General features: G+C 70.6%; 2 protein-coding genes. One reads left to right on the forward strand and one right to left on the reverse strand.

Annotation, left to right across the window (positions count from 1 at the left end; genetic code table 11):
- Window positions 1–76 precede the first annotated feature (76 nt).
- Entirely contained in the window at window positions 77–844 is a 768-nt protein-coding gene (locus AB0O00_RS39620; protein WP_363659517.1) for a hypothetical protein, read from the forward strand.
- 140 nt (window positions 845–984) lie between these two features.
- On the opposite strand, the gene AB0O00_RS39625 is transcribed toward AB0O00_RS39620, so the two are convergent.
- Window positions 985–1,375: hypothetical protein (locus AB0O00_RS39625; protein WP_363659518.1), on the reverse strand; the 391-nt coding region annotated here is incomplete at its 5' end.

The raw sequence follows: 1,375 nt of genomic DNA on the forward strand, positions 1-1,375 counted from the left end.
CCGCAACGGCCACCACTAGCAGGGCCACCAACTACTCCTAGACCTCTTCCGAGCCGTCACCAAGGATACCGGCACCGTGCTCGACGGCATCACCGTCCCGGCCCACCTCACCCAGTCCGAGCACCAGCGCGCCGAAGTCCGGTCCTGGCTATGGTGCGTCGTCCTCGCCGACGGCACCCGCGCCCTCACCTCCGTCGGCCGATGGACGGACGCCCTGCACCACGTCCAGACGCACCGAGGCATCGGCCGGCGCATCCTCGACGGCCGCCAGACCGCCGTCCTCGCCCACGCCACCACCGGCGACCTACCTGCCGCCCTCGCGCTGCTGGAGGACACCGAGCCCGGCGCCCCATGGGAGAACGCCGTCACCGCCGTCCTCACCGCCCTGTGCCGTCCCGGCGACCAACGTGCAGCCGTCACCGCCATCAACCACTGCCTGGCCTTCGAACCGGGAGAGGGCCTGGCCGTATTCACCACCCGCCTCGCCCTGAGCGCTCTGGACGCCGCGCCCCCCGGTGCCCCGGGTGCCCGCAGCCTGCTCAGCCAGCTGACCAGCCGAACGAGCGAATCGGGCGACGGCTACGCACGGCGCGAGCTCCTCGCGCACGAAGGCGTGCGCGACCGTCTCGAACCCCACCGGACAGCCACGCTTGAACAGGCCCTCGCCGCCTGCGCACTGGGCTCCGCCGCCCTCCCCGAGCCCATCCAGGACCGCCTGGAGGACACCCTGGACCGCGCCCAAACGGTGCTCGAAAAGTCACTGTTCGCCCTGAGATCGCCCGACGACAATCCCCCTGAACGACGCACTCGAACAGCACCATCATCAGACGTCACCCATCCGTAGCACTATGTGGCAATCGGTCGGGCCACCCGCTGCTGCGTACACACAGCAGTGGCCCGGGCAGCTGCTGGCGACGTTTCGGACTGGAAGGGCACAACGGCGAGGCTCTCACCGCGAGTTGGCCGTGTCGACCTCGCCATTGCCTACCGCTGGTTGGGCTTGCGTGTCCGCTGCGTCTCTGCGGCGACCCCGCGTCGCAGATGTGCCGATTGCTCGCCCGCGGCGGCGGTCGGCTTCTTCGGTGTCTTCTTCGTGCTCGATCGCAACTTGGCAGCGGCCGCCGACACGCCCTTCGCCGACCCCTTCTGGGTGGGGAGGGGCCTCTCGAGGGCCTGGCCCATCTTTTGCAGTGCGGGGAGGCTCACCTCAAGTGCCGTCGCCTCCGCGACGGGACGCTCACATCCGGCGGCGCCGGCCTCGCCACCCCCAAGCGCGAGCAGCACCTCGGCGCTCGGAAGGCCTCCCCGATTCATGGCGACGCCGGCGGCACTTCCGAGTGCCAGCAGCGCTGCCGCGCTGGGGAGATCGCCCTGG

The sequence above is a fragment of the Kitasatospora sp. NPDC093558 genome (assembly GCF_040683475.1).
Taxonomy (GTDB): Bacteria; Actinomycetota; Actinomycetes; order Streptomycetales; family Streptomycetaceae; genus Kitasatospora.